The sequence below is a fragment of the Salmonella sp. SA15303 genome (assembly GCF_029962125.1).
Classification (GTDB): Bacteria; Pseudomonadota; Gammaproteobacteria; order Enterobacterales; family Enterobacteriaceae; genus Salmonella; species Salmonella enterica.
In genome coordinates, this window is record NZ_CP123924.1 from 3,013,496 (window position 1) to 3,039,693 (window position 26,198).

The window sequence follows — 26,198 nt, forward strand, 5'->3', positions numbered from 1 at the left end:
CTATTATTGAACGATCCGACTTGCGTACTGGAGTTTCGCCGTCATGCGTCTGGTTCAGCTTTCCCGACATTCTATCGCCTTCCCTTCGCCGGAAGGCGCTTTACGCGAGCCTAACGGTTTACTGGCGCTGGGCGGCGATCTCAGCCCTGCCCGGTTGTTAATGGCCTACCAGCACGGGATTTTTCCGTGGTTTTCGCCGGGCGACCCGATTCTGTGGTGGTCGCCCGATCCTCGCGCCGTGCTGTGGCCTGAAAAGTTTCACCTCAGTCGCAGTATGAAGCGCTTTCACAACGCATCCCCTTACCGCGTGACGCTCAATTACGCTTTCGATCGGGTCATTGATGGATGCGCCAATCACCGTGACGAAGGCACCTGGATAACGCGTGGTATTGAGGAAGCCTATCGCCGATTACATGAATTGGGCCACGCGCACTCCATTGAAGTGTGGCGCGATCGGGAACTGGTCGGCGGGATGTATGGCGTCTCGCAGGGGGCGCTGTTTTGCGGCGAATCGATGTTTAGCCGCCAGGAGAATGCCTCTAAAACCGCACTGCTGGTTTTTTGCGCTGAATTTACCCGTCACGGCGGTAAACTTATTGATTGTCAGGTACTTAATAGTCATACCGCCTCGCTCGGCGCCATTGAAATTCCACGTCGTGACTACCTCGATCACCTCGCGGCCTTACGCCAACAGCCGCTGGCCTCCCGTTTTTGGGTGCCGCGGACATTATTTTTGCCCCGGAAGTGAATGTTTTCGGCACATTTTTTATTGGGGTGTTATAATTGCTGCCGCAGAATTGGTTTAGCTCATTATCCCGCAGCCCGTTGTCAGGTAACGCCCATCGTTTATTTCACCGTTCCCTTATATGTTGCGCTTATGTCGATACATCAGGCGGTAGTATCAGGGAAAAGGTGTATAACGCGGCGTTGTCGTGTGTCGCGGAATCATGTGCTAAACCTGGTTTGCTGTGTTTTAAACGCACAAATCTTTACTTATCAAAAGAAGTTCGGCATTATCTTGCCGGTTCAAATTATGGTAGTGATACCCCAGAGGATTAGATGGCCAAAGAAGACAATATTGAAATGCAAGGTACCGTTCTCGAAACGTTACCTAATACCATGTTCCGCGTAGAGTTAGAAAACGGTCACGTGGTTACTGCACACATCTCCGGTAAAATGCGTAAGAACTACATCCGCATCCTGACGGGCGACAAAGTGACCGTTGAGCTGACCCCGTACGACCTGAGCAAAGGCCGCATTGTCTTCCGTAGTCGCTAATTGTCTCCTCACGCCCTGAAGGGCGGCTGGATAAAAGGTCGGTTTAACCGGCCTTTTTTGCGTCCATTAAGTTGATGAATGACGAGCAGGTTACTCTTCCACCATTCGCGCATACTCTTCCGTCAAAAAATCGACCAACGCACGTACGGAAGGTAATAATCCTCGCCGGGATGGGAACACAGCATGAATAACCTCCCGCCGGGGCTCCCACTCTTCCAGCACCGCGACCAGTTCACCGGCGGCCAGTTGTTCTTTCACCATTAAGACAGGTAGCTGCACAAGCCCCACGCCCGCCATCGCCGCCTCGCGTAGCGCCAACATGTCGGTGGTAATCATACGCGGGGTAAAATGGACTTCCGCACGCGCGCCCTGCGGGCCGTAAAGTTCCCAGCGGTGGATATGCTTGCCGGATGCAAGACTTAGCCCAGGCCAATGGCTCAACTCCGCCGGCGCGGAAGGGATTCCCATCCGTGCGATAAGATCCGGGCTGGCAAACAAGCGATGCCCTCTGTCAGCCAGGACGCGCATCACCAGGTCGCTATCCTCAAACGGGCGTGGCCTGACGCGAATCGCCACATCCACCCCCTCCCCTACGACGTCCACCCGACGATTGGTTGCTTCAAGCTGTAGCGAAACATCAGGATAACGCGCCATAAATTTCGCCAGCATTGGGCCGATGTGTACATGCAGCAGCGTCACCGGGCAGGTCAGCTTCACGATACCGCGAGGCTCTACCTGCAATGCGGCAATGGCATCCTGCGCCGCCTGAGCTTCCACCAGCATCGCTTTACAGTGCTCATAGAATGTTTGCCCCACTTCGGTAACGTTAAACTGCCGGGTGGTTCGCTGAATCAATCGCACGCCCAGCCGTTCCTCCAGTTGCGCAATACGCCGGCTCAGTTTTGATTTTGGTTCATCAAGCGCACGCCCCGCCGCGGCAAACCCACCCTCTTCGACCACATGCACAAACCACGCAAAATCATTGAGATCCGTTTTTATCATTACATTGTCCTATTAATGGAACGGTATGAGCCATTTTAGCCACTACCGAACCTTTTGTCATGAATATAAGCTTATTCACATCAAGACAACGCCACTGAGGAGAACACCATGAAACAGATTACAGGCGTCTATACCGCACCTCGCCCGCACTGGGTTGGCGATGGATTTCCGGTTCGTTCACTCTTTTCTTATCAGTCACATGCGCAGCAGTTGAGTCCCTTCCTGCTGCTGGATTATGCCGGGCCGCACACCTTTACGCCGGGTAATGAAAAACGCGGCGTTGGGGAGCATCCACACCGCGGTTTCGAGACCGTGACGATTGTTTATAGTGGCGAAGTCGAGCATCGGGACTCTACCGGTCGCGGCGGCGTTATCGGCCCGGGCGACGTTCAGTGGATGACCGCAGGCGCAGGCATTTTGCATGAAGAGTTCCATTCCGACGCGTTTACCCGTCGGGGCGGCGAACTGGAAATGGTGCAGTTGTGGGTTAACCTTCCCATGAAGGACAAAATGACCACCCCGGGTTATCAAAGCATTACCCACGATGTTATCCCGACCGTTACGTTGCCGGATAACGCCGGAGTCGTGCGGGTCATCGCAGGGCGTTATGAAGAGACAAAAGGCCCGGCGCACACTTTCTCGCCGCTCAATGTCTGGGATATGCGCCTGCAACGCAATCGCCAGCTTACATTGGCACAGCCGGAAGGATGGAGCACCGCGCTGGTGGTACTGAAAGGCAATATCACGGTGAACGGCACGACGCCGGTCAACGAAGCGCAACTGGTGGTGTTGAGCCAGCAAGGGAAAACGCTGCACCTTGAGGCCAGCAGCGACGCCAGCGTATTGCTGTTATCAGGCGAGCCACTGAATGAACCGATTGTGGGTTACGGCCCATTTGTTATGAACACGAAACAAGAGATCGCAGAAGCAGTTCGCGATTTCAACTCCGGCCGTTTTGGCCAAATCTGAAAACATGAAGGAGAATACGATGTCAAGTCCTGCTAATTTTAATGGTTTGCGCCCGGTAATTGATGTTAACGATTCCGTGATGCTTTTAATCGATCATCAAAGCGGTCTTTTCCAGACCGTAGGCGATATGCCAATGCCGGAATTACGCGCTCGCGCCGCGGCGTTGGCGAAGATGGCGACGTTAGCGAAAATGCCGGTCATTACCACGGCATCCGTACCGCAAGGTCCGAACGGCCCTCTGATCCCGGAGATCCACGCTAATGCGCCACATGCGCAGTACATTGCGCGCAAAGGTGAAATTAACGCCTGGGATAACGAAGATTTCGTTAAGGCGGTAAAAGCGACGGGTCGTAAGACGCTGATCATTGCCGGGACGATTACCAGCGTGTGCATGGCATTCCCGGCCATTAGCGCGGTAGCGGAAGGTTATAAGGTATTTGCCGTGATCGACGCATCCGGTACCTACAGTAAGATGGCGCAGGAGATCACCCTGGCGCGTATCGTACAGGCTGGCGTCGTACCGATGGATACTGCCGCAGTCGCCTCTGAGCTGCAAGGCACCTGGAACCGTGAAGACGCCGCCGCGTGGGCCGACGTTTATACTCAGGTATTCCCGGCCTATCAACTGCTGATAGAAAGCTACAGCAAAGCGCAGGATGTGGTGAAAAACAACGAAATGTTGGATTCACAGCGTTAATTTGCCTCCCCGCGCCAGTTTGGGCGGGGATTATGTCTATTGCATGAGCAAACGACAGTGAATATGTAAATTCTGCTTGACCGTTTTAGCGCAACTCCCTATAGTAGCGCCCCGTTGCCCCCCAAGTGGTCAGGCAGCAATACAATATGGTGAGGTGTCCGAGTGGCTGAAGGAGCACGCCTGGAAAGTGTGTATACGGCAACGTATCGGGGGTTCGAATCCCCCCCTCACCGCCATATTCAAGAAAGAGCTCGTACGAAAGTACGGGCTTTTTTTTCACATATGACCCGTCCTGAATAGCGTTGACACGTTCCAGACTTAAATCCGGAGAACGTGATGATGACTGAGTTCAAACGCACCCAACGCGATTATCCTCTATCCTTTAAAATAGCCGTCGTTGAGCAGGTCGAAAAAGGCGAGATGACCTATAAACAGGCCCAGCAGCGATATGGCATTCAGGGGCGCTCCACCGTACTTGTCTGGCTGCGTAAATATGGCCGGCTTGACTGGAGACCCGGACTTCCTGACCTGGTGAAGAGGAAACTGCCTGTGGCTCAGACAACTATCCCGCTGACACCCGAGCAAAGAATCAGGGAACTTGAAGAACAGCTTGAGCTGGCAAACCAGAAAGCTGAGTTTTTTGAGTCCGTTATCAACGTCCTGAAAAATGATTACGGGGTAAGTGTTGTAAAAAAGCGGCCCGGCAAGTCCTCACGCAAAGTCAGGCCCCCAAAATAACAGTTACGCGTGCATGTCAGTTCCTGGGGCACAGCAGACAGGCGTGGTACCAGTACAATACAAGATGTAATAAACGGCAGGAGCATCATGCTCAGGTTCTTGATTTTGTTGCCCGTACCCGGTGCCGCCAGCCGCGAATCGGTACGCGTAAACTGCACTATCTGCTGAACATGCAGGCCGATAAAACGCTGAATATCGGACGGGACCGTCTGTTTAATCTGCTGGGTGAATACCGGCTCCTGGTACCCGTGAAACGGGCATATCACAAAACCACCAACAGCCATCATCGCTTTTACCGGCATCCTAATCTGCTGAAACCCGGCCCTGAACAGGTTACCGCCCTTGAGCCAGAGCAGGTCTGGGTCGCCGATATTACTTACCTTCCACTACGCAGCGGCACGGCCTGTCTGAGTCTGGTCACCGATGCCTGCTCCAGAAAAATCGTGGGTTACCATGTCGGGGAAAACCTGCAGACAGAAAATGTGGTAAAGGCGTTCAGGCAGGCTCTGAGGCGGAGAAAAACGACAGGTCCGCTGGTACATCACTCTGACAGAGGACTGCAATACTGTTCGGTACTTTATCAGTCAGTTCATGAGCGAAACGGAATAACCTGTTCAATGACCGATGGTTACGACTGCTACCAGAATGCGCTGGCTGAGAGAATAAACGGGATACTGAAAAATGAGTTTTTACTCTCGCGTCCTGCAGACCTGGAGCAAGCGCGGGAAATAGTAAAAGAGTCCGTGGCAATTTATAACCATGAACGGCCACACCTGGCCCTGAAATACAAAACGCCCGATGATGTTCATCAGGCGTTTTACAGACAAAAAACTGTCAACCTATATCAGGACTAGTCAATAAAGCCACCCTACAGGGGGGATGAGAACACCCGACCGGGGTTCGACACAAAAACGCCGGGAGCGTTTTTGAACAGAGCTTGCTCTGGCCCCGAAGGGGCGAGGCCCAGGGATGGGCTGAGTAGCGGCGCAGCCAGTTGGACAAACGACGAGCCTGCGAGGAGACTGCCCGAAGGGCGAGCGCAGCGAGTCAATCCCCCCTCACCGCCATATTCAAGAAAGAGTTCGTACGAAAGTACGGACTTTTTTTCGCATTTGACCCGTCGATTACCGGATGATGACGCAATTTACAAGCGCCTTATCCGCCTACCGCGAGCACAACGCTATCAGGCTAACTATTATCCGGCGTAAAAAAACCGGGCGCTAAGGCCCGGTTTGTACGACAGTGAAACGAAGATTAGTGCGCGGCTTCCGGCTTGTGCTTTTGCGCACTCTGGAAGTCATACGTCAACGCATTTTTCTCTTTATCCAGCGCGACGGTGACCTGTCCGCCGTCAACCAGCGATCCAAACAACAACTCATTGGCCAGCGGTTTTTTCAGGTTATCCTGAATCACACGCGCCATTGGTCGTGCGCCCATCGCCCGGTCATAGCCCTTTTCCGCCAGCCAGTCGCGCGCTTCCTGACTGACTTCCAGAGAGACGCCTTTCTGATCCAACTGAGCCTGCAACTCGACGATAAACTTATCGACAACCTGATGAATCACCTCGCCAGACAGATGATCGAACCAAATAATGTTGTCGAGACGGTTACGGAACTCCGGCGTAAACACTTTCTTGATCTCGCCCATCGCATCGGTACTGTTGTCCTGATGAATAAGACCAATAGATTTACGTTCGGTTTCTCGCACGCCAGCGTTGGTGGTCATCACCAGCACCACGTTGCGGAAATCCGCCTTGCGGCCGTTGTTATCGGTCAGCGTACCGTTATCCATCACCTGCAGCAGCAGGTTAAAGACATCCGGGTGCGCTTTTTCGATCTCATCCAGCAACAGCACCGCATGAGGATGCTTAATCACCGCATCCGTCAGCAGCCCGCCCTGGTCGAAACCGACGTATCCCGGAGGTGCGCCGATCAAACGGCTCACCGTATGACGCTCCATATATTCAGACATATCGAAGCGCAACAGCTCAATACCCAGCGCTTTTGAAAGCTGTACCGTAACTTCAGTTTTCCCTACGCCAGTTGGCCCGGCGAACAAGAATGAGCCGACAGGTTTATGCTCATGGCCCAGACCCGCACGACTCATCTTAATAGCTTCGGTCAGCGCCTCAATCGCGTTATCCTGGCCGAAGACCAGCATTTTCAGACGATCGCCCAGGTTCTTCAGCGTATCGCGATCGCTCTGCGAGACGCTCTTTTCAGGAATTCGCGCAATTCGCGCCACTACGGACTCAATATCCGCCACGTTGACCGTTTTCTTACGTTTGCTCACCGGCATCAGACGCGCCCGAGCGCCCGCTTCGTCAATCACGTCAATGGCTTTATCCGGCAGATGGCGGTCATTGATATATTTTACCGCCAGCTCGACCGCCGCACGCACCGCTTTCGCGGTATAACGCACGTCGTGGTGCGCTTCGTACTTAGGTTTCAAGCCGTTGATAATTTGCACCGTCTCTTCCACCGAAGGCTCGGTAATATCAATTTTCTGGAAACGGCGCGCTAATGCCCGGTCTTTCTCAAAAATATTGCTGAATTCCTGATAGGTCGTTGAGCCGATCACCCGGATCTTACCGCTGGAAAGCAGCGGTTTAATCAGATTTGCCGCATCCACCTGTCCGCCCGACGCCGCGCCAGCGCCGATAATGGTATGGATTTCATCGATAAACAGGATGCTGTTGGTATCCTGCTCAAGCTGTTTCAGCAACGCCTTAAACCGTTTTTCAAAATCGCCGCGGTATTTGGTGCCCGCCAGCAGCGAACCGATATCCAGCGAGTAAATGGTGCAATCGGCCATCACTTCCGGCACATCGCCCTGCACGATACGCCAGGCCAGCCCTTCGGCAATCGCCGTTTTGCCGACGCCGGATTCCCCTACCAGCAACGGGTTATTTTTACGGCGACGACACAAGACCTGGATCGCGCGTTCCAGTTCTTTTTCACGACCAATCAGCGGATCGATGCCGCCCACGCGAGCAAGTTGGTTAAGATTCGTCGTGAAGTTTTCCATACGTTCCTCCCCGCCAGCTTGTTCGTCGCCAGTTGGCTGATTGCCGAGATCGGAAGATTGGCTCGGTTCGTCTTTTCGCGTCCCGTGAGAAATAAAGTTCACGATATCCAGACGGCTCACTTCATGCTTGCGCAGCAGATAAGCCGCCTGTGATTCCTGTTCGCTAAAGATAGCCACCAGCACATTCGCGCCAGTCACTTCACTACGCCCGGAAGACTGAACGTGGAAGACGGCACGTTGCAGGACACGCTGGAAACTTAACGTCGGCTGCGTATCACGCTCTTCTTCACTGGCAGGCAGTACGGGTGTGGTTTGTTCAATGAAGGCTTCGAGTTCCTGACGGAGCGCCACCAGATCCACGGAGCATGCTTCCAGCGCTTCGCGAGCCGATGGGTTGCTGAGCAGCGCCAGCAACAGATGCTCGACGGTCATAAACTCATGACGGTGCTCGCGCGCTCTGGCGAAAGCCATGTTTAAACTGAGTTCCAGTTCTTGATTGAGCATAGGCACCTCCCCCAATTTTTATACCTGCATTCAGGCTTTTTCCAGCGTACACAGCAACGGATGCTCGTTCTCCCTTGCATACTTGTTCACCATCGCCACTTTGGTTTCCGCCACCTCGGCGGTAAACACGCCGCAGATGGCTTTGCCTTGATAGTGAACTGCAAGCATCAATTGCGTTGCACGTTCTACATCATAAGAAAAGAATTTTTGTAACACGTCAATAACAAACTCCATCGGAGTGTAGTCATCATTGACTAATATCACTTTATACATAGATGGCGGTTTTAGCGCGTCGCGCACGCTATCTTCCACCAACTGGTCAAAATCCAGCCAATCGTTCGTCTTACCCATTGTCAGTCGTCATTATCGGTTACAGTTGTCGGCAGGAAAATCTGCCGCTGACCAGAGTCTATGCACACAATCAATCTACCTCAATTGATAGATAACTAACATCTATCAGTACCATCCGCGACATCTGTCACATTCCCGGCAATAGCGTTAACTGCTTCAAATTTTTGATTCATTTTTACCCGATCCCCCCTGCCTGATGCTTGACGCCTCGCCTGATTTCTCTAAATTGTAATGTCGAGAGTTGGTGAGGTTTTGAACAGCCCCCACTCCGTCACCGGTTCATTCCATCTTACTTATATAAGATTTACGAAGGATGTCGAAGCATGGAAACGGGTACTGTAAAGTGGTTCAACAATGCCAAAGGGTTTGGTTTCATCTGCCCTGAAGGCGGCGGCGAGGATATTTTCGCCCATTATTCCACCATTCAAATGGATGGTTACAGAACGCTTAAAGCCGGACAGTCTGTCCGGTTTGATGTCCACCAGGGGCCAAAAGGCAATCACGCCAGCGTCATCGTGCCCATCGAAGCAGAGGCCGTTGCATAGCTCCTCTGTCTCATTGTGTACATCCAGGAGGCAAAATGCCAGCCCGATCGGCTGGCATTTTTATTTAACGCCAGTGCCTGGTGGCGACACTGTTGCATCTTATCAGGCCGACAAATGACGTCAGCAAGATTACTCCCTTGCCAGCGCATCCACCGGGTCCAGTCGCGCCGCGTTTCTCGCCGGTAGCCAGCCAAACAGTATCCCGGTAAACGTCGAACATAAAAACGCGCTCGCCAGCGCAGTCAGTGAAAAACCGATCTCCCAGCCGGGCAGGAAAAGCTGTAGCATAAATGCGATGAACATCGACAAGCTAATCCCCAGCGCTCCACCAACCAGGCAAACCAGCACCGCTTCAATAAGAAACTGCTGTAGCACATCGCTGGCGCGCGCGCCTACCGCCATACGGATGCCGATTTCACGCGTTCGCTCGGTGACGGAAACCAGCATAATATTCATAACGCCGATGCCGCCGACAACCAGCGAAATGACAGCCACCAGCGTCAGAAATAACTGAAGAGTATAGGTGGTTTTTTCAGCCGTTTTCAGGACGCTGTCCATATTCCAGGTGAAGAAGTCTTTTTTACCGTGGCGTAAGGTGAGCAGGCGAGTAAGCTGCTGTTCAGCCTGATCGCTATCAACGCCATCTTTCACACGAACGGTGATCGAGTTAAGCCATGACTGACCCATTATGCGATCTGACATCGTGCTATAGGGCAACCAAACTTGCAACAGATTGCTATTGCCGTACATGGACGGTTTCTCTTCCGCCACGCCAATAACAATAACCGGCATATTACCCGCCAGCACCACTTCCCCTACGACATTCGCTTTATTTGGAAATAGCTGGCGTCGCGTGTTGGCATCCAGCACCACCACCTGCGCGCGATCCTGTTGCTGTACAGCATTGAAGGTGTTCCCCTCCCTAAAGGACATGCCGTAAACGTTAAAATAATCGCCACTGACGCCATTAGCATTTACGGCAATATCAATATTGCCATAGCGAAGACGTAAGCTCTTTGAAACGCTGGGCGTCGCAGAGTTAACCCACGGCTGTTTCTGAATAGCCACCAGATCGTCATATTTCAGCGCCTGTCGATACTGCGGGTTGTCGTCGCCAAAATCTTTGCCTGGATGAATATCAATCGTGTTAGTGCCCATAGCGCGGATATCCGCCAGTACCATCTGTTTTGCGGCGTCGCCGACCACCACAATCGACACCACCGACGCAATACCGATAATAATTCCCAGCATGGTCAGTAAAGTACGCATTTTGTTAGCGGCCATCGCTAACCACGCCATTGACAGCGCTTCGCGAAAGCTGCTGGCAAATTGCCGCCAGCCGGGAGCCGTATTAACTACGGCAGCGTCAACGCCCTGTTCGCGTTTCTTTTCCTGCGCGGGCGGATTATGGACAATCTTGCCATCGTGAATTTCAATAATCCGCTCCGCCTGGGCGGCAATCAGCGGATCGTGCGTCACAATGATCACCGTATGTCCGCGATCGCGCAGTTGGCGCAAAATCGCCATCACCTCTTCGCCGGAATGGCTATCCAGCGCGCCGGTCGGCTCATCTGCCAGAATCACCTGTCCGCCGTTCATCAGAGCGCGGGCAATACTGACACGCTGCTGCTGTCCGCCAGAAAGCTGTGAAGGCGGGTAATCGACGCGATCGCTTAATCCCAGCCGCAAAAGCAACTCTCTGGCGCGCGCCTGGCGTTTTTTGCGTTCAATGCCGGCGTAGACGGCGGGGATTTCAACATTTTGCGCTGCCGTTAAATGCGACAACAGATGGTAGCGCTGAAAGATAAAGCCAAAATGCTCACGCCGCAGCTGCGCCAGCGCGTCCGGGTCCAGCGTCGAGACGTCCCGCCCCGCCACCCGATAAGTGCCGCTGGTCGGTTTATCCAGGCACCCGAGGATATTCATCAGCGTTGATTTTCCAGAACCGGAAACGCCGACGATCGCCACCATCTCCCCGGCGTGGATTTGCAGGGAGATATCTTTCAACACCGCCACCTGCTCTTCTCCGGAGGGGTAGCTACGACTCACATTGCACAGTTCAAGCAATGCCGTCATGGCGTCGCTCCTGGCCTGCTTTCGCCGATGATCACCTCATCGCCCGCTTCCAGACCTTTAACCACTTCCACGTCTGTATCGTTACGCTCGCCAATGACCACTTCGCGCTCACGTTTTTCGCCGTTACGCAACAGCGCCACTTTATAACGATTGCCGCCCACCGGTTCGCCAAGCGCGGCGAGAGGAATAATCAGCACATTTTTGACATCCATGAGTTGAATATAAACCTGTGCGGTCATATCAAGACGCAAGATTCTTTTGGGATTCGGCACTTCAAACCGGGCGTAATAAAAAATAGCGTCGTTGATCTTTTCCGGCGTCGGCAGAATATCTTTTAAAACGCCTTCATAGCGCGTTTGCGGATCGCCTGCAATGGTGAACCATGCTTTCTGCCCCGCCCGAAGATGGATCACGTCCGCTTCCGAGACCTGCGCTTTTACCAGCATGGTGCTCATATCCGCCAGCGTCAGAATATTGGGCGCCTGCTGAGCTGCAATCACCGTTTGTCCTTGCAGGGTAGTGATTTGCGTCACTTCCCCCGCCATGGGGGCGACAATACGGGTATATTCCAGGTTGGTTTTCGCGGTGTCCAACGAGGCCCGATTACGTTTGATCTGGGCATCTATGGTGCCAATACGCGCCTGTTTAACCGCCATCTCCGTCGCCGCGGTATCCAGATCCTGTTGCGATACCGCCTGAGTCTTAGCTAACTGCTGCTGGCGCGCCAGCGTAACCCGCGCCAGCTTTAACTCAGCGGCTGCCTGCTGACGCTCCGCGTTCAGCTCCATCAGGGTGGCCTCGACCTCTTTTATCTGGTTCTCCGCCTGATCTGGGTCAATCACGCCGAGTAGCTGATCTTTTTTAACGTTATCGCCAATGGAGACCAGCAGCGTTTTCAACTGGCCGCTCACCTGCGCGCCGACATCCACTTTACGCAACGCGTCCAGTTTTCCAGTCGCCAGTACACTCTGTTCAAGATCGCCTGGCCGCACGATTAATGTCTGATAAGTTGGCAGCGGGGCATTTATCATTCGCCAGCCAGCCATCCCCCCCACTAAAAGAATTAAAATAATGACCAGATAACGCTTTTTAAATTTCTTTCCCTTAGCACGCATAGAAACCCTGACGGCAAAATTTTAACCAGAAAGTAAACCGTATCTAAACAAACCTGACGCAATAAAGATAGCGCCGGCTGTATTGACGATTGGTTAATGTTTCCTGTGGTTCAATCTCGACAATCTTATGTCGCGGATTACGATCATGACACAGCTTACAGATAATACCTGGTACACTTCAGATTACATCTCTCCTTTACAATTATTTATTCGTCTGACGCGCGGGCAATTACAGCCAGGAAAATTCTGGCGTAAAGCCAGCTTTCGTCGCAAGTTTTTAATCCGCTCATTAGTCATGCCGCGTGCGACCAGCCAATTACTGACCAATCTCACCCAATGGCCGGAGTTAAATACGTTACTTGCTCGTCAGCCGCGTTTGCCTATTCGGCTACATCGTCCTTATATGGCTGTAAATATTAAACGCGATTTCGCCTTAGATGCGCTGTGTTTTCATTATCAACAGATGCGCCAACTTTTATCGCGGGAACAACAAGTTAGCTATTTAAGTCAGTATGGCCTGAATCTTGCTAAATTTGAAACTAAAACCGGCGAGTTGTTTCAACTTGATTTAGTCAGTCTGGTCTCACTGGATAAAGAAGGTGAAAGCACTATTGTTGTTCGCGACGCACAGTTACGTATTCTGGCAGAGATCACATTTACCCTGTGTCGCTTTAACCAACAACGCACACTATTTATCGGCGGATTACAGGGCGCGGCAAACGACGTCCCTCACGAAATTATCCAGCAGGCGACCAAAGCCTGCCATGGTCTTTTTCCCAAACGCATCGTGATGGAGGCTCTCTGTCAGTTTGCGCAAGTCTTTCAGGCAGAAAAGATTATAGCCGTGAGTAACGATGCGCACGTTTATCGTAGCTGGCGATACATGGATAAAAAGACGCAAATGCATGCCGACTATGACGCGTTTTGGGAATCGTTAGGCGGTGAAAGAATTAAAGGGAATTACTATACGCTGCCGCTGGCGATCGCCCGAAAAAGCGAAGCGGAGATCGCCAGTAAAAAACGGGCCGAGTATCGCCGCCGCTATGCATTACTCGATAGCGTCGTCGAACAGGTTCCGGCCACATTCAAACGCTAATCCGCCCGGCCCCGCGCCAGCCAAACCACGCGCGAGAACATCTTTCTGAACAGCGGCGGCACGGCGTCAATTCCGCGCCGCCCGGCTTCCATCGCGACTTCAATCGCCAAATCCGGCTTTGACGAGCGGTGGATAGCTTTAGTGATAATTTTCCGGGTATTCATCGGCACATTAGGCGGAAGTTGCGCAACCCGGTGAAAAACATCGGCAAAGCCCTGACGATACATAAAATGTTCCATATCCAGCGCAGGCAACGCCGTGAGATGTTCGCGTTCTTCTTCCCGATCGTTATTAAGCAGACTGCGGACCGTCGCGGCATATTTTTTCCCCGCTTCGTCGCCATCCACCAGGACATGCCACTCGATTCCCATACGGCGGGCGAACTTCACCAGCGGTTTCAGGCCAGACTGAGCAAACTCAATGACTTTAATGCCCTCCGCATCAAAATGATGTCCACACTGACGCGCCAGCTCATTAATAACCCAGGTTTCCGTCTCGCCTTCCACCAGTAGCCAGCAACGCGCAAACAGCGACGACGCGCGATTAAAGCGGATATGAAAGGCGATGCGCCGTCCATCTTCCGCGCTTAACCCGCCCGGGCCCAGACGCCAGGCGGCGACGCGGGAAGATTCGCGCACCAGCCGTACGACATGTTCCACCGGCGTTAGCGAAAGCAGTTCGCCTGAGTTGGTTGTCGCTATCCGCTGTAGCGGTAACAGATTGAGCAATTGCCAGGCGACTGAAAGCATAATGGGATGTAAACGGGTTTCCGGATCTTCCACCAGCAGTAATGGTCGTGCGTCTTTATGTAACCGCAGCGTCCCTTTCGCCTGTAACAGCGTGGAGAAAAGCCCCAGCAGGATCACCCGATGCGACCGGCTGCCCGGTTTGTCGATCATCCGATTAATAATATCCAGATAGCGCCAGCTACGCTGCTCATTTTGCGAACGCCGGCGCATGAGTCGGTGACGCGCCTGTCCTGCGCCCTGCTCTGAGAAATAGTGTTCAAGCAGTTGCACCATCGCGGACAGTCCCTGACGAATCTGCCCGTCGGTTAAATTTTGCGGCCGGGTCGCCAGCTCACGCGCCAGAAAATCCAGCTGTCGGGCCGTGACTTCAACATCCGGCACATTGGGCACCGTACCGTTGCGAATACGTCGCATAAAGCGCGCATCGCGCAAACGTAGCACTGGCATCAGACGAACCAGGTGGCGCACCTGATCGTTAATATTTTCCACCAGTAATGGCTGCCCATCGCTATTGAGAAAACTGCGCAGCGTCATCACGCTGCCATCGGCGCCGCATTCGCCCTCTAGCCGATAAAAAATACGGTGAAAATCATCCTCGCAAAGCGACCAGCATGCTTCCAGCGCTCTATAACGACGTACCCGATGCCGCCCTGGCTGCGTTTCGCGAAAAGTCAGAATAATATGCAGGTGATGCTCGCGTCCTTTTATGTCGCCAGGCGGAAACCAGAAATCCTCACGGACAAAATGGTAGAGATCGAGTTCTGGCGACAATAACAGAGTCAGCGCATCCAGCAGGCTGGATTTGCCCCAGGCGTTTTCCCCAATCAGCACGTTGTTTTGCTCCAGCATCAACGACAGTCGGTTGATACCGCGAAATCCTACTATTTCAACGCGTTCGAGAATCATGCTTCCTCCAGAAAAACGTCATCACTCCATAAAATTCACCGCAGTATAACGGCAAATGCGTCCGCCTGGCGTGATATTCCCCCCCTTTGCCTGGGGCAAATGTCTGATAAATGTACGGCTGACGGTGTCGCTTTACTGATAGTCTGGAATTCGGTAGTGTCATGTACGCTATTCAAACAATAAAAAAGGGCCCGGCTGTTCATGTTTTCAGGACTTTTAATCATTCTGGTTCCACTGATTGTGGGCTATCTCATTCCACTGCGACATAAAGCCGCATTACAACTTATTAACCGGCTACTGAGCTGGATCGTGTACCTTATTCTCTTTTTTATGGGAATAAGCCTGGCGTTTTTGGATAACCTCGCCAGTAATCTGGTGGCGATTTTTCATTATTCCGCCGTCAGTATTACGATTATTTTATTGTGTAATATCGCCGCCTTATTGTGGCTGGAACGTATCCTCCCGTGGCGTCACCATCATCAGCAGGAAAAACTGCCTTCACGTATTGCCATGGCGCTGGAGTCGCTGCAACTGTGCGGCGTAGTGGTATTGGGGTTTGTCATCGGCCTGAGCGGACTCTCTGTTTTACAGCACGCCACCGAAGCCAGTGAATATACGCTGATCTTTTTATTGTTCCTGGTGGGGATTCAGCTACGAAATAGCGGCATGACCTTAAAGCAAATTGTGCTTAACCGCCGGGGAATGATGGTCGCGGTCGTTGTCGTGGCAAGCTCATTACTGGGCGGCGTGATTAATGCGTTTATCCTGGACTTACCGCTAAAAACCGCCCTGGCGATGGCGTCAGGTTTCGGCTGGTACTCTCTTTCCGGTATTTTGCTGACGGAGTCGTTTGGACCGGTTATCGGCAGCGCGGCATTTTTTAACGATCTGGCCCGCGAGCTCTTAGCCATTATGCTTATTCCCGGTCTGGTTCGCCGCAGCCGTTCAACGGCGTTGGGCCTGTGCGGAGCGACTTCAATGGACTTTACGTTGCCGGTATTACAGCGCTCCGGCGGCGTAGAGATTGTTCCGGCGGCTATCGTACATGGCTTTATCCTCAGCCTGCTGGTCCCCCTCTTAATGGCGTTCTTCTCGGCCTGATACCTCTTTGGCGGTAGGCATCTGCCGCCAAAATTGCGCTAAATCAATCTCCCTGCACATTATGGCAGAAATCCCTTTTATCCCTTTGTTCACAGGCATAACCTTAAACATGTATATTAAATATAACTTTAAAAGGTGTGACCATGTTTTGTGTGCAATGTGAACAAACCATCCGTACACCAGCCGGAAACGGCTGCTCCTACGCGCAGGGAATGTGCGGTAAAACAGCTGAAACGTCCGATCTGCAGGATCTGCTGATTGCGGCTTTGCAAGGTTTGTCTGCCTGGGCGGTGAAGGCCCGTGAATATGGCATCATTAATCACGACGTTGATAACTTTGCGCCGCGCGCGTTTTTCTCCACGCTGACCAACGTTAACTTCGACTCTCCGCGTATCGTCGGCTACGCCCGTGAAGCGATTGCCTTGCGTGAAGCGTTGAAAGCGCAGTGCCTGAGCGTGGATGCCAATGCGCATTGCGACAATCCGATGGCCGATCTGCAACTGGTCAGCGACGATCTGGGCGACCTGCAACGTCAGGCGGCGGAATTTACCCCGAATAAAGACAAAGCCGCCATTGGCGAGAACATCCTCGGCCTGCGTCTGCTGTGCCTGTACGGTCTGAAAGGCGCGGCGGCGTATATGGAGCACGCGCACGTTCTCGGTCAATACGACAACGACATTTACGCGCAGTACCACAAAATCATGGCCTGGCTGGGCACCTGGCCTGCTGACATGAACGCGCTGCTGGAGTGCGCAATGGAAATCGGCCAGATGAACTTCAAAGTGATGAGCATTCTGGACGCCGGTGAAACCACCAAATACGGTCACCCTACGCCGACTCAGGTCAACGTCAAAGCGACTGAAGGCAAGTGCATTCTGATCTCCGGTCACGATCTGAAAGATCTCTACAACCTGCTGGAGCAGACCGAAGGCACCGGCGTTAACGTCTACACTCACGGTGAAATGCTGCCCGCACACGGCTATCCGGAACTGCGTAAATTCAAGCATCTGGTCGGTAACTACGGCAGCGGCTGGCAGAATCAGCAGGTCGAATTCGCCCGCTTCCCTGGCCCAATCGTGATGACTTCTAACTGCATTATCGACCCGACCGTGGGCAGCTATGACGACCGTATCTGGACCCGTAGCATCGTCGGCTGGCCGGGCGTTAGCCATCTTGAAGGCGATGACTTCGGGCCGGTCATTGCCCAGGCGCAGCAAATGGCGGGCTTCCCGTATAGCGAAATTCCGCATCTCATCACCGTCGGTTTTGGCCGTCAGACCCTGCTCGGCGCTGCCGATACGCTCATCGATCTGGTCAGCCGTGAAAAACTGCGTCACATCTTCCTAGTCGGCGGCTGTGACGGCGCGCGCGGCGAGCGTAACTACTTTACCGATTTCGCCACCAGCGTGCCGGATGACTGCCTGATCCTGACCCTGGCGTGCGGTAAATACCGTTTCAACAAACTGGAGTTCGGCGACATCGAAGGGCTGCCGCGTCTGGTCGATGCCGGTCAGTGTAACGATGCTTACTCCGCAATTATCCTGGCGGTGACGCTGGCGGAAAAACTGGGCTGCGGCGTCAACGATCTGCCGCTATCGCTGGTGCTCTCCTGGTTTGAGCAGAAAGCGATCGTGATTCTGCTGACGCTGCTGTCATTAGGCGTGAAAAATATTGTCACCGGGCCGACCGCGCCGGGCTTCTTCACGCCGGATCTGCTGGCTATCCTCAACGAGAAGTTCGGTCTGCGTTCCGTGACCACCGTTGAAGAAGACATGAAGCAATTGCTGAGCGCGTAAGGAGGTCAATGATGACGATGCCAACCTCACAGTGTCCCTGGCGAATGCAGGTGCATCACATCCGTCAGGAGACGCCGGATGTATGGACAATTGCGCTATTATGCCATGACTACTACCCTTACCGCGCCGGGCAGTATGCGCTGGTGAGCGTGCGCAATTCAGCGGAAACGCTGCGCGCCTACACCCTTTCGTCTACGCCGGGCGTCAGTGAATATATTACGCTGACCGTTCGTCGGATTGACGATGGCACGGGTTCGCAGTGGTTGACCCATGACATCAAGCGCGGCGATTACATCTGGCTGTCTGATGCAATGGGCGATTTTACCTGTGACGATAAAACAGAAGATAAGTTTCTGCTGCTCGCCGCCGGTTGTGGCGTAACGCCAATCATGTCGATGCGTCGCTGGCTGGCGAAATACCGCCCGCAGGCCGACGTGCAGGTCATCTTTAACGTCCGTTCGCCGGATGATGTGATTTTTGCCGACGAGTGGCGACAGTATCCGGTCACGCTAGTGGCGGAAAATCATGCCACGGAAGGTTTTATCGCGGGCCGTCTGACCACGGAATTGTTACAGAGCGTACCGGATTTGGCATCGCGCACCGTGATGACCTGCGGCCCGGCGCCCTATATGGATTTCGTCGAACAGGGAGTGAAAGCGCTTGGCGTAACGCGCTTCTTTAAAGAGAAGTTCTTCACGCCGGTGGCGGAAACGGCAACCAGCGGCCTGAAATTCACCAAGCTACAGCCAGCGCAGGAATTTTATGCCCCGATCGGTACGACGCTGTTGGAGGCGCTGGAGAGTAATAAAGTACCGGTTGCCGCTGCCTGTCGGGCAGGTGTTTGCGGCTGCTGTAAAACCAAAGTCGTTTCCGGCGACTATACGGTGAGTAGCACCATGACGCTGAGCGAGGCGGAGATTGCCGAAGGTTACGTACTGGCCTGCTCCTGCCATCCGCAGGGCGATCTTGTTCTCGCATAATCGGTAAACGTTCCATCGTAGGCCCGGTAAGCGTCAGCGCCACCGGGCGATTTACCACTCGCTTCATCCTTTCGCCCCTCTCTCCGCCAAAGAAAAACGTCATCGTCATCTTCAACTAAACTTGTAACCGTTATCACATTTAAGGAGATGGAGAACCATGAAACAAACCGTTGCTGCTTTTATCGCCAAAACGCTGGAACAGGCTGGCGTAAAACAAATCTGGGGCGTCACTGGCGACTCCCTGAACGGCCTGAGCGATAGTCTTAATCGTATGGGAACCATTGAATGGATGCCAACCCGCCACGAAGAGGTCGCCGCTTTCGCCGCCGGCGCACAAGCGCAGCTTACCGGCGAGCTGGCAGTGTGCGCCGGTTCATGTGGACCGGGCAACCTGCACCTGATCAATGGCCTGTTTGATTGCCACCGTAACCACGTCCCTGTTCTGGCGATCGCCGCCCATATTCCGTCCAGTGAAATCGGCAGCGGTTATTTCCAGGAGACCCACCCGCAGGAGTTGTTCCGTGAATGCAGCCACTATTGCGAGTTGGTTTCCAGCCCGGAGCAGATCCCGCAGGTACTCGCCATCGCTATGCGCAAAGCGGTGTTAAATCGCGGCGTCTCCGTGGTCGTACTGCCGGGTGACGTGGCGCTGAAACCCGCGCCTGAAAACGCCGTCACCCATTGGTACCATGCCCCGCTCCCCGTCGTCACGCCGGCGGAGGAAGAGCTGAAAAAACTGGCGCAACTGCTGCGCTACTCCAGCAATATCGCATTGATGTGCGGTAGCGGCTGCGCGGGCGCGCATGAGGAGTTGGTCGCGTTGGCGGCAAAACTAAAAGCGCCAATCGTTCATGCCCTGCGCGGCAAAGAGCACGTTGAGTACGATAACCCTTATGATGTGGGAATGACCGGCCTGATTGGCTTCTCTTCTGGCTTCCACACCATGATGAACGCCGATACGCTGATCCTGCTCGGCACCCAGTTCCCCTATCGCGCCTTTTATCCGAGCGATGCCAAAATCATTCAGATTGACATCAACCCGGGCAGTATTGGCGCGCACAGCAAAGTCGACATGGCGCTGGTGGGCGATATTAAAGCCACGCTTCGCGCCCTGCTGCCGCTGGTGGAAGAAAAAAGCAATCGTAAATTCCTCGATAAAGCTCTGGAGCACTATCGGGACGCCCGTAAGGGACTTGATGACTTAGCCAAACTCAGCGATAAAGCCATCCACCCACAATATCTGGCGCAACAAATTAGTCATTTCGCCGCTGACGACGCTATTTTTACCTGCGATGTCGGCACGCCGACCGTCTGGGCGGCCCGCTATCTAAAAATGAACGGCAAGCGCCGCCTGCTGGGCTCGTTTAACCACGGGTCAATGGCCAACGCTATGCCGCAGGCGCTCGGCGCTCAGGCTACCGCGCCGGGTCGTCAGGTTATCGCGATGTGCGGTGATGGCGGCTTCAGTATGCTGATGGGCGATTTTCTCTCGGTGGTACAGATGAAGCTGCCGATAAAAATCGTCGTCTTTAATAACAGCGTGCTGGGCTTTGTGGCGATGGAAATGAAAGCCGGCGGCTACCTTACCGACGGTACCGAACTGCACGACACCAATTTCGCGCGTATCGCCGAAGCCTGCGGCATTACCGGTATTCGCGTGGAAAAAGCCGCAGACGTGGACGGTGCGCTACAGCGCGCGTTTTCCATTGACGGCCCGGTACTGGTTGACGTGGTCGTGGCAAAAGAAGAGCTGGCGATCCCGCCGCAGATCAAACTGGAACAAGCGAAAGGCTTTAGCCTGTACATGCTACGCGCCATTATTAGCGGCCGCGGCGATGAAGTGATCGAACTGGCGAAAACGAACTGGCTAAGGTAAAACAGTGCACATCACCTTTTAAAATCCAGGGATGTGCCATGATTGATTTACGCAGTGATACCGTTACCCGACCGGGCCGCGCCATGCTCGAGGCGATGATGACCGCCCCGGTCGGGGACGACGTATACGGCGATGACCCTACTGTTAACGCCCTTCAGCGCTACGCCGCCGACCTTTCCGGTAAAGAAGCGGCGCTTTTTTTACCCACCGGCACCCAGGCCAATCTGGTCGCGCTGCTTAGCCATTGTGAACGCGGCGAAGAGTATATCGTCGGTCAGGGCGCGCATAATTATCTCTATGAAGCTGGCGGCGCGGCGGTGCTCGGCAGCATTCAGCCGCAGCCCATCGACGCCGCCGCGGACGGTACGCTGCCGCTGGAGAACGTGGCGGCGAAGATTAAAGCGGATGACATCCACTTCGCGCGCACGCGCTTGCTCAGTCTGGAAAATACGCATAACGGGAAAGTGCTGCCGCGCGCGTATCTGAAAGACGCCTGGACATTTACCCGCGAACGTGGACTGGCGCTGCACGTTGACGGCGCCCGAATTTTTAACGCGGTGGTTGCCTACGGCTGTGAGTTAAAAGAGATTACGCAGTATTGCGACTCTTTTACCATCTGCCTGTCAAAAGGTCTCGGAACGCCGGTCGGTTCACTGCTGGTCGGCAACCGCGATTACATTAAACGCGCGACGCGCTGGCGTAAAATGGTCGGCGGCGGAATGCGTCAGGCCGGGATTCTGGCAGCGGCCGGACTGTATGCGCTGAAGCATAACGTGGCGCGTCTGCAAGAGGATCATGATAACGCCGCCTGGCTGGCGCAGCAGCTTCGGGAAGCGGGCGCGGAGGTCATACGCCACGAAACGAATATGCTGTTTGTTCGCGTTGGCGAAGCACAGGCCGCCGCGCTTGGCGACTATTTGCGGGAACGGAATATCCTGATTAACGCCGCGCCGATTGTGCGTCTGGTGACGCATCTGGATGTCTCTCGCGAACAGCTTACCGACGTCGTCGCCCACTGGCGCGCCTTTTTAGCCCGCTAAGGAGAGCAACGTGGCGCAACGCATTCTGGTTCTCGGCGCCAGCGGCTATATCGGCCAGCACCTGGTCTTTGCGCTAAGTCAGCAAGGGCATCAGGTGCGAGCGGCGGCGCGACGCATCGAACGTCTGGAAAAACAGCGCCTCGCCAACGTCAGTTGTCATAAGGTCGATCTGCACTGGCCGGAAAATTTACCCGCGCTGCTTCGCGACATTGATACCGTTTACTATCTGGTACACGGCATGGGCGAAGGCGGCGATTTTATCGCCCATGAGCGTCAGGCGGCGCTCAACGTGCGCGACGCGCTGCGCCAGACGCCGGTTAAACAACTTATTTTCCTCAGTTCACTGCAGGCACCGGCGCATGAGCAATCCGATCACCTGCGCGCCCGCCAGCTTACGGCTGACACGCTGCGCGACGCAGGCGTACCGGTGACGGAATTACGCGCCGGGATCATCGTCGGCGCAGGCTCCGCCGCCTTCGAAGTCATGCGCGACATGGTTTACAACCTGCCAATACTCACGCCGCCGCGCTGGGTGCGTTCGCGCACCACGCCCATCGCTCTGGAAAATTTACTCTACTACCTGGTCGGCTTACTGGACCACCCTGCTCGCGAGCATCGTATTCTGGAAGCCGCCGGGCCGCAGGTATTAAGTTATCAGCAGCAGTTTGAACGTTTTATGGCCGTCAGCGGTAAACGGCGTCCGCTGATCCCGGTGCCTTTTCCGACCCGCTGGATTTCGGTCTGGTTTTTAAACGTCATTACCTCCGTGCCGCCAACTACCGCAAAAGCGTTAATCCAGGGATTAAGGCACGATTTGCTGGCCGATGACGCCGCGTTAAAAAAGTTGATCCCCCAAACGCTTATCACCTTTGATGACGCCGTTCGCCGCACGCTGAAAGAAGAAGAAAAACTGGTGAACTCCAGCGACTGGGGCTACGACGCGCTGGCCTTCGCCCGCTGGCGTCCCGAATACGGCTATTTTCCAAAGCAGGCGGGCTTTACCGCGCAGACCCCGGCCAGCCTATCGGCGCTATGGCAGGTCGTAAATCGGCTGGGTGGCAAAGAGGGCTATTTTTTCGGCAATATTTTGTGGCAGACGCGCGCCGCGATGGACCGTCTGGTGGGGCATAAACTGGCGAAAGGCCGCCCGTCGCATACCTTGCTCAAGCCTGGCGATACGGTAGATAGCTGGAAAGTGATCATTGTCGAACCAGAAAAACAGCTCACGCTCTTGTTTGGCATGAAAGCGCCGGGTCTGGGGCGGCTTAGCTTCACGCTGCACGATAAAGGCCGCTACCGCGAAATTGACGTGCGCGCCTGGTGGCATCCACACGGAATGCCGGGCCTGATTTACTGGCTACTGATGATCCCGGCGCACCTGTTTATTTTCCGGGGAATGGCAAGGCGTATTGCCCGACTTGCAGAACAAATCACAGAAAAATGAGAAAAAGTTGCTGTATTCTTTCGTGTTTCCCATTGCATACCGACGTAATTCACGGAAGAATGCGCACGACGGTTTATTAAACACAGTGGATTGATATGAAGGTACTGGTTACCGGCGCCACCAGCGGCTTAGGTCGAAACGCGGTTGAATTTTTGCGCAATAAAGGCATCAGCGTCAGAGCGACGGGTCGCAATGAAGCGATGGGCAAGCTGCTTGAAAAAATGGGCGCGGAATTCGTCCATGCGGATTTAACCGAACTGGTCTCCTCGCAGGCTAAAGTGATGCTTGCCGGGATCGACACGTTGTGGCACTGCTCCAGCTTTACCTCGCCCTGGGGAACCCAACAGGCTTTCGATCTAGCGAATGTTCGCGCCACCCGCCGTCTGGGAGAATGGGCGGTCGCCTGGGGCGTGCGCAATTTTATTCATATCTCCTCTCCCTCGCTCTATTTTGATTACCACCATCACCGTGATATCAAAGAAGATTTCCGCCCGCATCGGTTTGCCAATGAGTTCGCCCGCAGTAAAGCCGCCGGCGAAGAGGTGATTAATCTGTTGGCGCAGGCCAATCCGCAAACACGTTTTACGGTGTTACGTCCGCAAAGCCTGTTTGGCCCGCACGATAAAGTATTTATCCCACGTCTGGCGCATATGATGCACCATTACGGTAGCGTCTTATTACCGCACGGGGGCAGCGCGCTGGTCGATATGACCTACTATGAAAATGCGATCCACGCCATGTGGCTGGCCAGCCAGCCGGGCTGCGATCATCTGCCTTCTGGCCGCGCTTATAACATCACTAACGGCGAAAACCGTACCTTACGCAGCATCGTACAAAAGTTAATTGATGAACTGACTATCGACTGCCGCATTCGCTCTGTGCCTTACCCGATGCTGGATATGATCGCCCGCAGTATGGAGCGCTTCGGCAAAAAATCCGCCAAAGAGCCCCCGCTAACGCATTACGGCGTGTCAAAACTGAATTTTGATTTTACGCTCGATACGACTCGCGCGCAGGACGAGCTGGGCTACCAGCCCATCGTCACGCTGGACGAAGGCATTGAGCGCACCGCCGCCTGGCTGCGCGATCACGGAAATTTACCGCGTTAATCCTGGCCGTACTTCTCCAGTAATGCTTCGGCAATCGCCTGCGTTTCGGCATCTGCGATACCGTTCCATTGCGCCGGACGGAAGTGCATCTGGAACGCCATAATCACCCGCTGCTGCTCGCGTGCCGTCATATCGGCTTTGACTTCATAGCCATAGCGCGAGAGTAACGCAAGCACCGTTGCGGTATCGACTGGCGTATACGGCGCGCGTCCAGCCAGATAAAACGCCACACGCTGGGCGTCAGGCCAGGCGCCAATCCCCTGCGCCGCCAGCTCGCGCCACGGGAAGCGCGGGCCGGGATCGTCTTTACGCTGCGGCGCGATATCCGCATGGGCCACCACATTCTGCGGTTTGATGTTATAGCGCGCGATAATATCCTTCGCTAACGGAATCAATGCCTGAATTTGCGCGGATTCAAACGGCGCGAAAGATTTCACCCCGCCGGACATTCGCCAACCACGATTTTCCAGCTCAATGCCAATAGACGTATCATTGAGACGCGTGGCGCCTCGCCAGAAACTGACGCCCGCATGCCAGGCCTGATCCTGTTCCGGCACCAGTTGCCAGATGCGCGGTTTACCGCCATATAATGGCGGGGTTGCGGGAATCAGGTAATGCGAACTGACGTTGCGACCCGTTAACGTCGCCAGCGAAACGTCAAAGTTTTCCGCCGTATAGTGAATCACCAGGACTTTAATGCGCGGATAGGCCGCCTGCGCCCGATGTCGGGTATCAAGCTGATATCCCTCTTTATCGATAATTCCTTTTTCGCTCGCGCAGCCTGTTAACAGCAACGCGAGACCCACCAGCCACAGTAGCGCTTTCATCGGCGCGTTTTCACCGCCGTTCCGCTGACGCTGACCATTAGCATACTGCCATCCTTGCCGACAGTTTCGTAATCAATATCGATGCCTACCACCGCATCGGCACCCAACGCTTTAGCCTGCTCGCCAAGTTCCTGAAAAGCGATTTCACGCGCTTTACGCAGCTCTTTCTCATACGCGCCGGAACGTCCGCCGACGATATCCCGAATGCCGGCGAAAAAATCGCGGAAAATATTGGCGCCTAAAATGGCTTCGCCCGTTACCACACCGCAATACTCCACGATGCTTTGTCCTTCCAGCGTTGGGGTTGTTGAAAACTGCATAGTGAATCTCCCGGGTTAGCTAAGCACACGATCTCAAACGCATTATCAAGCTGATACGCTATCATTGAAAGGATATAATTGATTATCGTAGATCGGTTTTTGCTCGATCGCCTATAAGGAAATCATCATGCGCTATTCTAAACTCTCTTTGCTCATCCCGTGCGCGCTTCTGCTTAGCGCCTGTACGACCGTCACTCCCGCCTACAAAGATAATGGCCCGCGTATCGGCGCGTGTGTGGAAGGCGGCCCGGACAGCGTGGCTCAACAATTTTACGACTACCGTATTCAACACCACAGCAATGATATCGCCGCGCTTCGCCCCTACTTGAGTGATAACCTGGCGAAATTGTTAACCGACGCCAGCCGCGATACGGAGCACCGCCAGTTGATGAGCGGCGATCTGTTCTCCAGCCGCGCTACGCTGCCGGATAGCGCCAACGTCGCCAGCGCATCAACCATTCCGAACCGAGATGCGCGCAACATTCCTCTGCGGGTAGCGTTAAAACAGGGCGATCAAAGCTGGCAGGATGAAGTGCTTATGATTCACGAAGGCTCATGCTGGGTGATTGACGACGTTCGCTATCTGGGCGGAGATGTCCATGCCCCTGCCGGTACGCTGCGCCAGTCGATAGAAAACCGTTAACAGACAGTA

At 54.2% G+C, this 26,198-nt stretch carries 24 protein-coding genes and 1 tRNA gene; 16 read left to right on the top strand and 9 right to left on the bottom strand.

The genetic code is table 11. The annotated features are described in order from the left end of the window. Positions 1–43 precede the first annotated feature (43 nt). On the top strand, positions 44–748 hold the full coding sequence (aat, locus tag QEN31_RS14860) for a leucyl/phenylalanyl-tRNA--protein transferase (protein WP_001241650.1): 705 nt from the start codon (positions 44–46) through the stop codon (positions 746–748). A gap of 311 nt (positions 749–1,059) precedes the next feature. After that, positions 1,060–1,278 (top strand): translation initiation factor IF-1, encoded by a 219-nt coding sequence (gene infA, locus QEN31_RS14870; RefSeq protein ID WP_001040187.1) that lies wholly within the window; start codon positions 1,060–1,062, stop codon positions 1,276–1,278. Positions 1,279–1,368: 90 nt separating this feature from the next. On the opposite strand, the gene QEN31_RS14875 is transcribed toward infA, so the two are convergent. Then, the gene (locus QEN31_RS14875) at positions 1,369–2,280 is read right to left on the bottom strand and encodes a LysR family transcriptional regulator (protein ID WP_000597928.1); all 912 of its coding nucleotides are present in this window, start codon (positions 2,278–2,280) and stop codon (positions 1,369–1,371) included. Between the two features lie 108 nt (positions 2,281–2,388). On the opposite strand from QEN31_RS14875, the gene QEN31_RS14880 reads away from it, so the two are divergent. From QEN31_RS14880 to QEN31_RS14895, 4 genes are all read left to right on the top strand, one after another. After that, positions 2,389–3,249 (top strand): pirin family protein, encoded by an 861-nt coding sequence (locus QEN31_RS14880; RefSeq protein ID WP_000809973.1) that lies wholly within the window; start codon positions 2,389–2,391, stop codon positions 3,247–3,249. Positions 3,250–3,268: 19 nt separating this feature from the next. Next, a complete protein-coding gene (locus tag QEN31_RS14885; RefSeq protein WP_000097893.1) occupies positions 3,269–3,946 on the top strand; it encodes a hydrolase in 678 nt (225 codons plus the stop codon). A gap of 148 nt (positions 3,947–4,094) precedes the next feature. Beyond that, positions 4,095–4,182 (top strand) — tRNA-Ser (locus QEN31_RS14890). A 100-nt stretch (positions 4,183–4,282) separates the two neighbouring features. Beyond that, positions 4,283–5,538, top strand: a protein-coding gene (locus QEN31_RS14895) for an IS3-like element ISSen1 family transposase (protein WP_085983316.1) whose coding sequence is annotated in 2 segments (ribosomal slippage) — positions 4,283–4,634 and positions 4,634–5,538 — 1,257 coding nt in all. Because the reading frame shifts where the segments join, the coding sequence is not laid out codon by codon here. A gap of 400 nt (positions 5,539–5,938) precedes the next feature. Here QEN31_RS14895 and clpA read toward each other — a convergent pair. The 3 genes from clpA to QEN31_RS14910 form a co-directional block, all read right to left on the bottom strand. Next, a complete protein-coding gene (clpA, locus tag QEN31_RS14900) occupies positions 5,939–8,215 on the bottom strand; it encodes an ATP-dependent Clp protease ATP-binding subunit ClpA (RefSeq protein ID WP_000934063.1) in 2,277 nt (758 codons plus the stop codon). Between the two features lie 30 nt (positions 8,216–8,245). Then, positions 8,246–8,566 carry an ATP-dependent Clp protease adapter ClpS gene (gene clpS, locus QEN31_RS14905; RefSeq protein ID WP_000520789.1) on the bottom strand — a complete coding sequence of 107 codons (321 nt, stop codon included), beginning with the start codon at positions 8,564–8,566 and terminating at the stop codon, positions 8,246–8,248. Positions 8,567–8,661: 95 nt separating this feature from the next. Then, complete coding sequence (locus tag QEN31_RS14910) at positions 8,662–8,739, bottom strand: hypothetical protein (RefSeq protein WP_212742690.1); 78 nt, start codon at positions 8,737–8,739, stop codon at positions 8,662–8,664. Positions 8,740–8,889: 150 nt separating this feature from the next. Between QEN31_RS14910 and cspD the strand changes: the two genes are divergently transcribed. Continuing rightward, positions 8,890–9,111, top strand: a complete 222-nt coding sequence (gene cspD, locus QEN31_RS14915) for a cold shock-like protein CspD (RefSeq protein WP_000447499.1) — start codon at positions 8,890–8,892, stop codon at positions 9,109–9,111. Positions 9,112–9,240: 129 nt separating this feature from the next. On the opposite strand, the gene macB is transcribed toward cspD, so the two are convergent. Both macB and macA read right to left on the bottom strand, forming a co-directional pair. Next, a complete protein-coding gene (gene macB / locus QEN31_RS14920; RefSeq protein WP_000125877.1) occupies positions 9,241–11,187 on the bottom strand; it encodes a macrolide ABC transporter ATP-binding protein/permease MacB in 1,947 nt (648 codons plus the stop codon). Then, positions 11,184–12,302 carry a macrolide transporter subunit MacA gene (macA, locus tag QEN31_RS14925; RefSeq protein ID WP_001201751.1) on the bottom strand — a complete coding sequence of 373 codons (1,119 nt, stop codon included), beginning with the start codon at positions 12,300–12,302 and terminating at the stop codon, positions 11,184–11,186. Before macA ends, macB begins: the two co-directional genes overlap by 4 nt. A 145-nt stretch (positions 12,303–12,447) precedes the next feature. Between macA and QEN31_RS14930 the strand changes: the two genes are divergently transcribed. Further along, positions 12,448–13,398 carry a VirK/YbjX family protein gene (locus QEN31_RS14930; protein WP_001519667.1) on the top strand — a complete coding sequence of 317 codons (951 nt, stop codon included), beginning with the start codon at positions 12,448–12,450 and terminating at the stop codon, positions 13,396–13,398. Here QEN31_RS14930 and QEN31_RS14935 read toward each other — a convergent pair. Continuing rightward, complete coding sequence (locus QEN31_RS14935; protein WP_000599761.1) at positions 13,395–15,053, bottom strand: ATP-dependent endonuclease; 1,659 nt, start codon at positions 15,051–15,053, stop codon at positions 13,395–13,397. The two genes, QEN31_RS14930 and QEN31_RS14935, sit on opposite strands and share 4 nt — an antisense overlap. Positions 15,054–15,254: 201 nt before the next feature. Between QEN31_RS14935 and QEN31_RS14940 the strand changes: the two genes are divergently transcribed. The 7 genes from QEN31_RS14940 (at position 15,255) to QEN31_RS14970 (ending at position 24,399) form a co-directional block, all read left to right on the top strand. Continuing rightward, positions 15,255–16,154, top strand: a complete 900-nt coding sequence (locus QEN31_RS14940) for a lysine exporter LysO family protein (RefSeq protein ID WP_000491118.1) — start codon at positions 15,255–15,257, stop codon at positions 16,152–16,154. Between the two features lie 143 nt (positions 16,155–16,297). Continuing rightward, entirely contained in the window at positions 16,298–17,950 is a 1,653-nt protein-coding gene (gene hcp, locus QEN31_RS14945) for a hydroxylamine reductase (RefSeq protein ID WP_000458776.1), read from the top strand. Positions 17,951–17,961: 11 nt separating this feature from the next. After that, positions 17,962–18,930, top strand: a complete 969-nt coding sequence (gene hcr, locus QEN31_RS14950; RefSeq protein WP_001669316.1) for an NADH oxidoreductase — start codon at positions 17,962–17,964, stop codon at positions 18,928–18,930. A gap of 157 nt (positions 18,931–19,087) precedes the next feature. Beyond that, the gene (poxB, locus tag QEN31_RS14955) at positions 19,088–20,806 is read left to right on the top strand and encodes a ubiquinone-dependent pyruvate dehydrogenase (RefSeq protein ID WP_000815313.1); all 1,719 of its coding nucleotides are present in this window, start codon (positions 19,088–19,090) and stop codon (positions 20,804–20,806) included. 38 nt (positions 20,807–20,844) lie between these two features. Next, a complete protein-coding gene (gene ltaE / locus QEN31_RS14960) occupies positions 20,845–21,846 on the top strand; it encodes a low-specificity L-threonine aldolase (RefSeq protein ID WP_000566344.1) in 1,002 nt (333 codons plus the stop codon). A 10-nt stretch (positions 21,847–21,856) separates the two neighbouring features. Next, the gene (locus tag QEN31_RS14965) at positions 21,857–23,290 is read left to right on the top strand and encodes an SDR family oxidoreductase (protein ID WP_000069000.1); all 1,434 of its coding nucleotides are present in this window, start codon (positions 21,857–21,859) and stop codon (positions 23,288–23,290) included. Positions 23,291–23,385: 95 nt separating this feature from the next. Continuing rightward, a complete protein-coding gene (locus tag QEN31_RS14970; protein WP_000866904.1) occupies positions 23,386–24,399 on the top strand; it encodes an NAD-dependent epimerase/dehydratase family protein in 1,014 nt (337 codons plus the stop codon). On the opposite strand, the gene QEN31_RS14975 is transcribed toward QEN31_RS14970, so the two are convergent. Together QEN31_RS14975 and QEN31_RS14980 are read right to left on the bottom strand one after the other, a co-directional pair. After that, positions 24,396–25,226: an N-acetylmuramoyl-L-alanine amidase gene (locus QEN31_RS14975; RefSeq protein WP_000645852.1), complete on the bottom strand. Its 831-nt coding sequence runs from the start codon at positions 25,224–25,226 to the stop codon at positions 24,396–24,398. The genes QEN31_RS14970 and QEN31_RS14975 overlap by 4 nt on opposite strands. After that, entirely contained in the window at positions 25,223–25,546 is a 324-nt protein-coding gene (locus QEN31_RS14980) for a heavy metal-binding domain-containing protein (RefSeq protein ID WP_001160725.1), read from the bottom strand. The genes QEN31_RS14975 and QEN31_RS14980 overlap by 4 nt, the downstream gene beginning before the upstream one ends. A gap of 127 nt (positions 25,547–25,673) precedes the next feature. Here QEN31_RS14980 and QEN31_RS14985 point away from each other — a divergent pair, with 127 nt between their 5' ends. Further along, complete coding sequence (locus QEN31_RS14985) at positions 25,674–26,189, top strand: lipoprotein (RefSeq protein WP_001270724.1); 516 nt, start codon at positions 25,674–25,676, stop codon at positions 26,187–26,189. Positions 26,190–26,198: the final 9 nt, after the last annotated feature.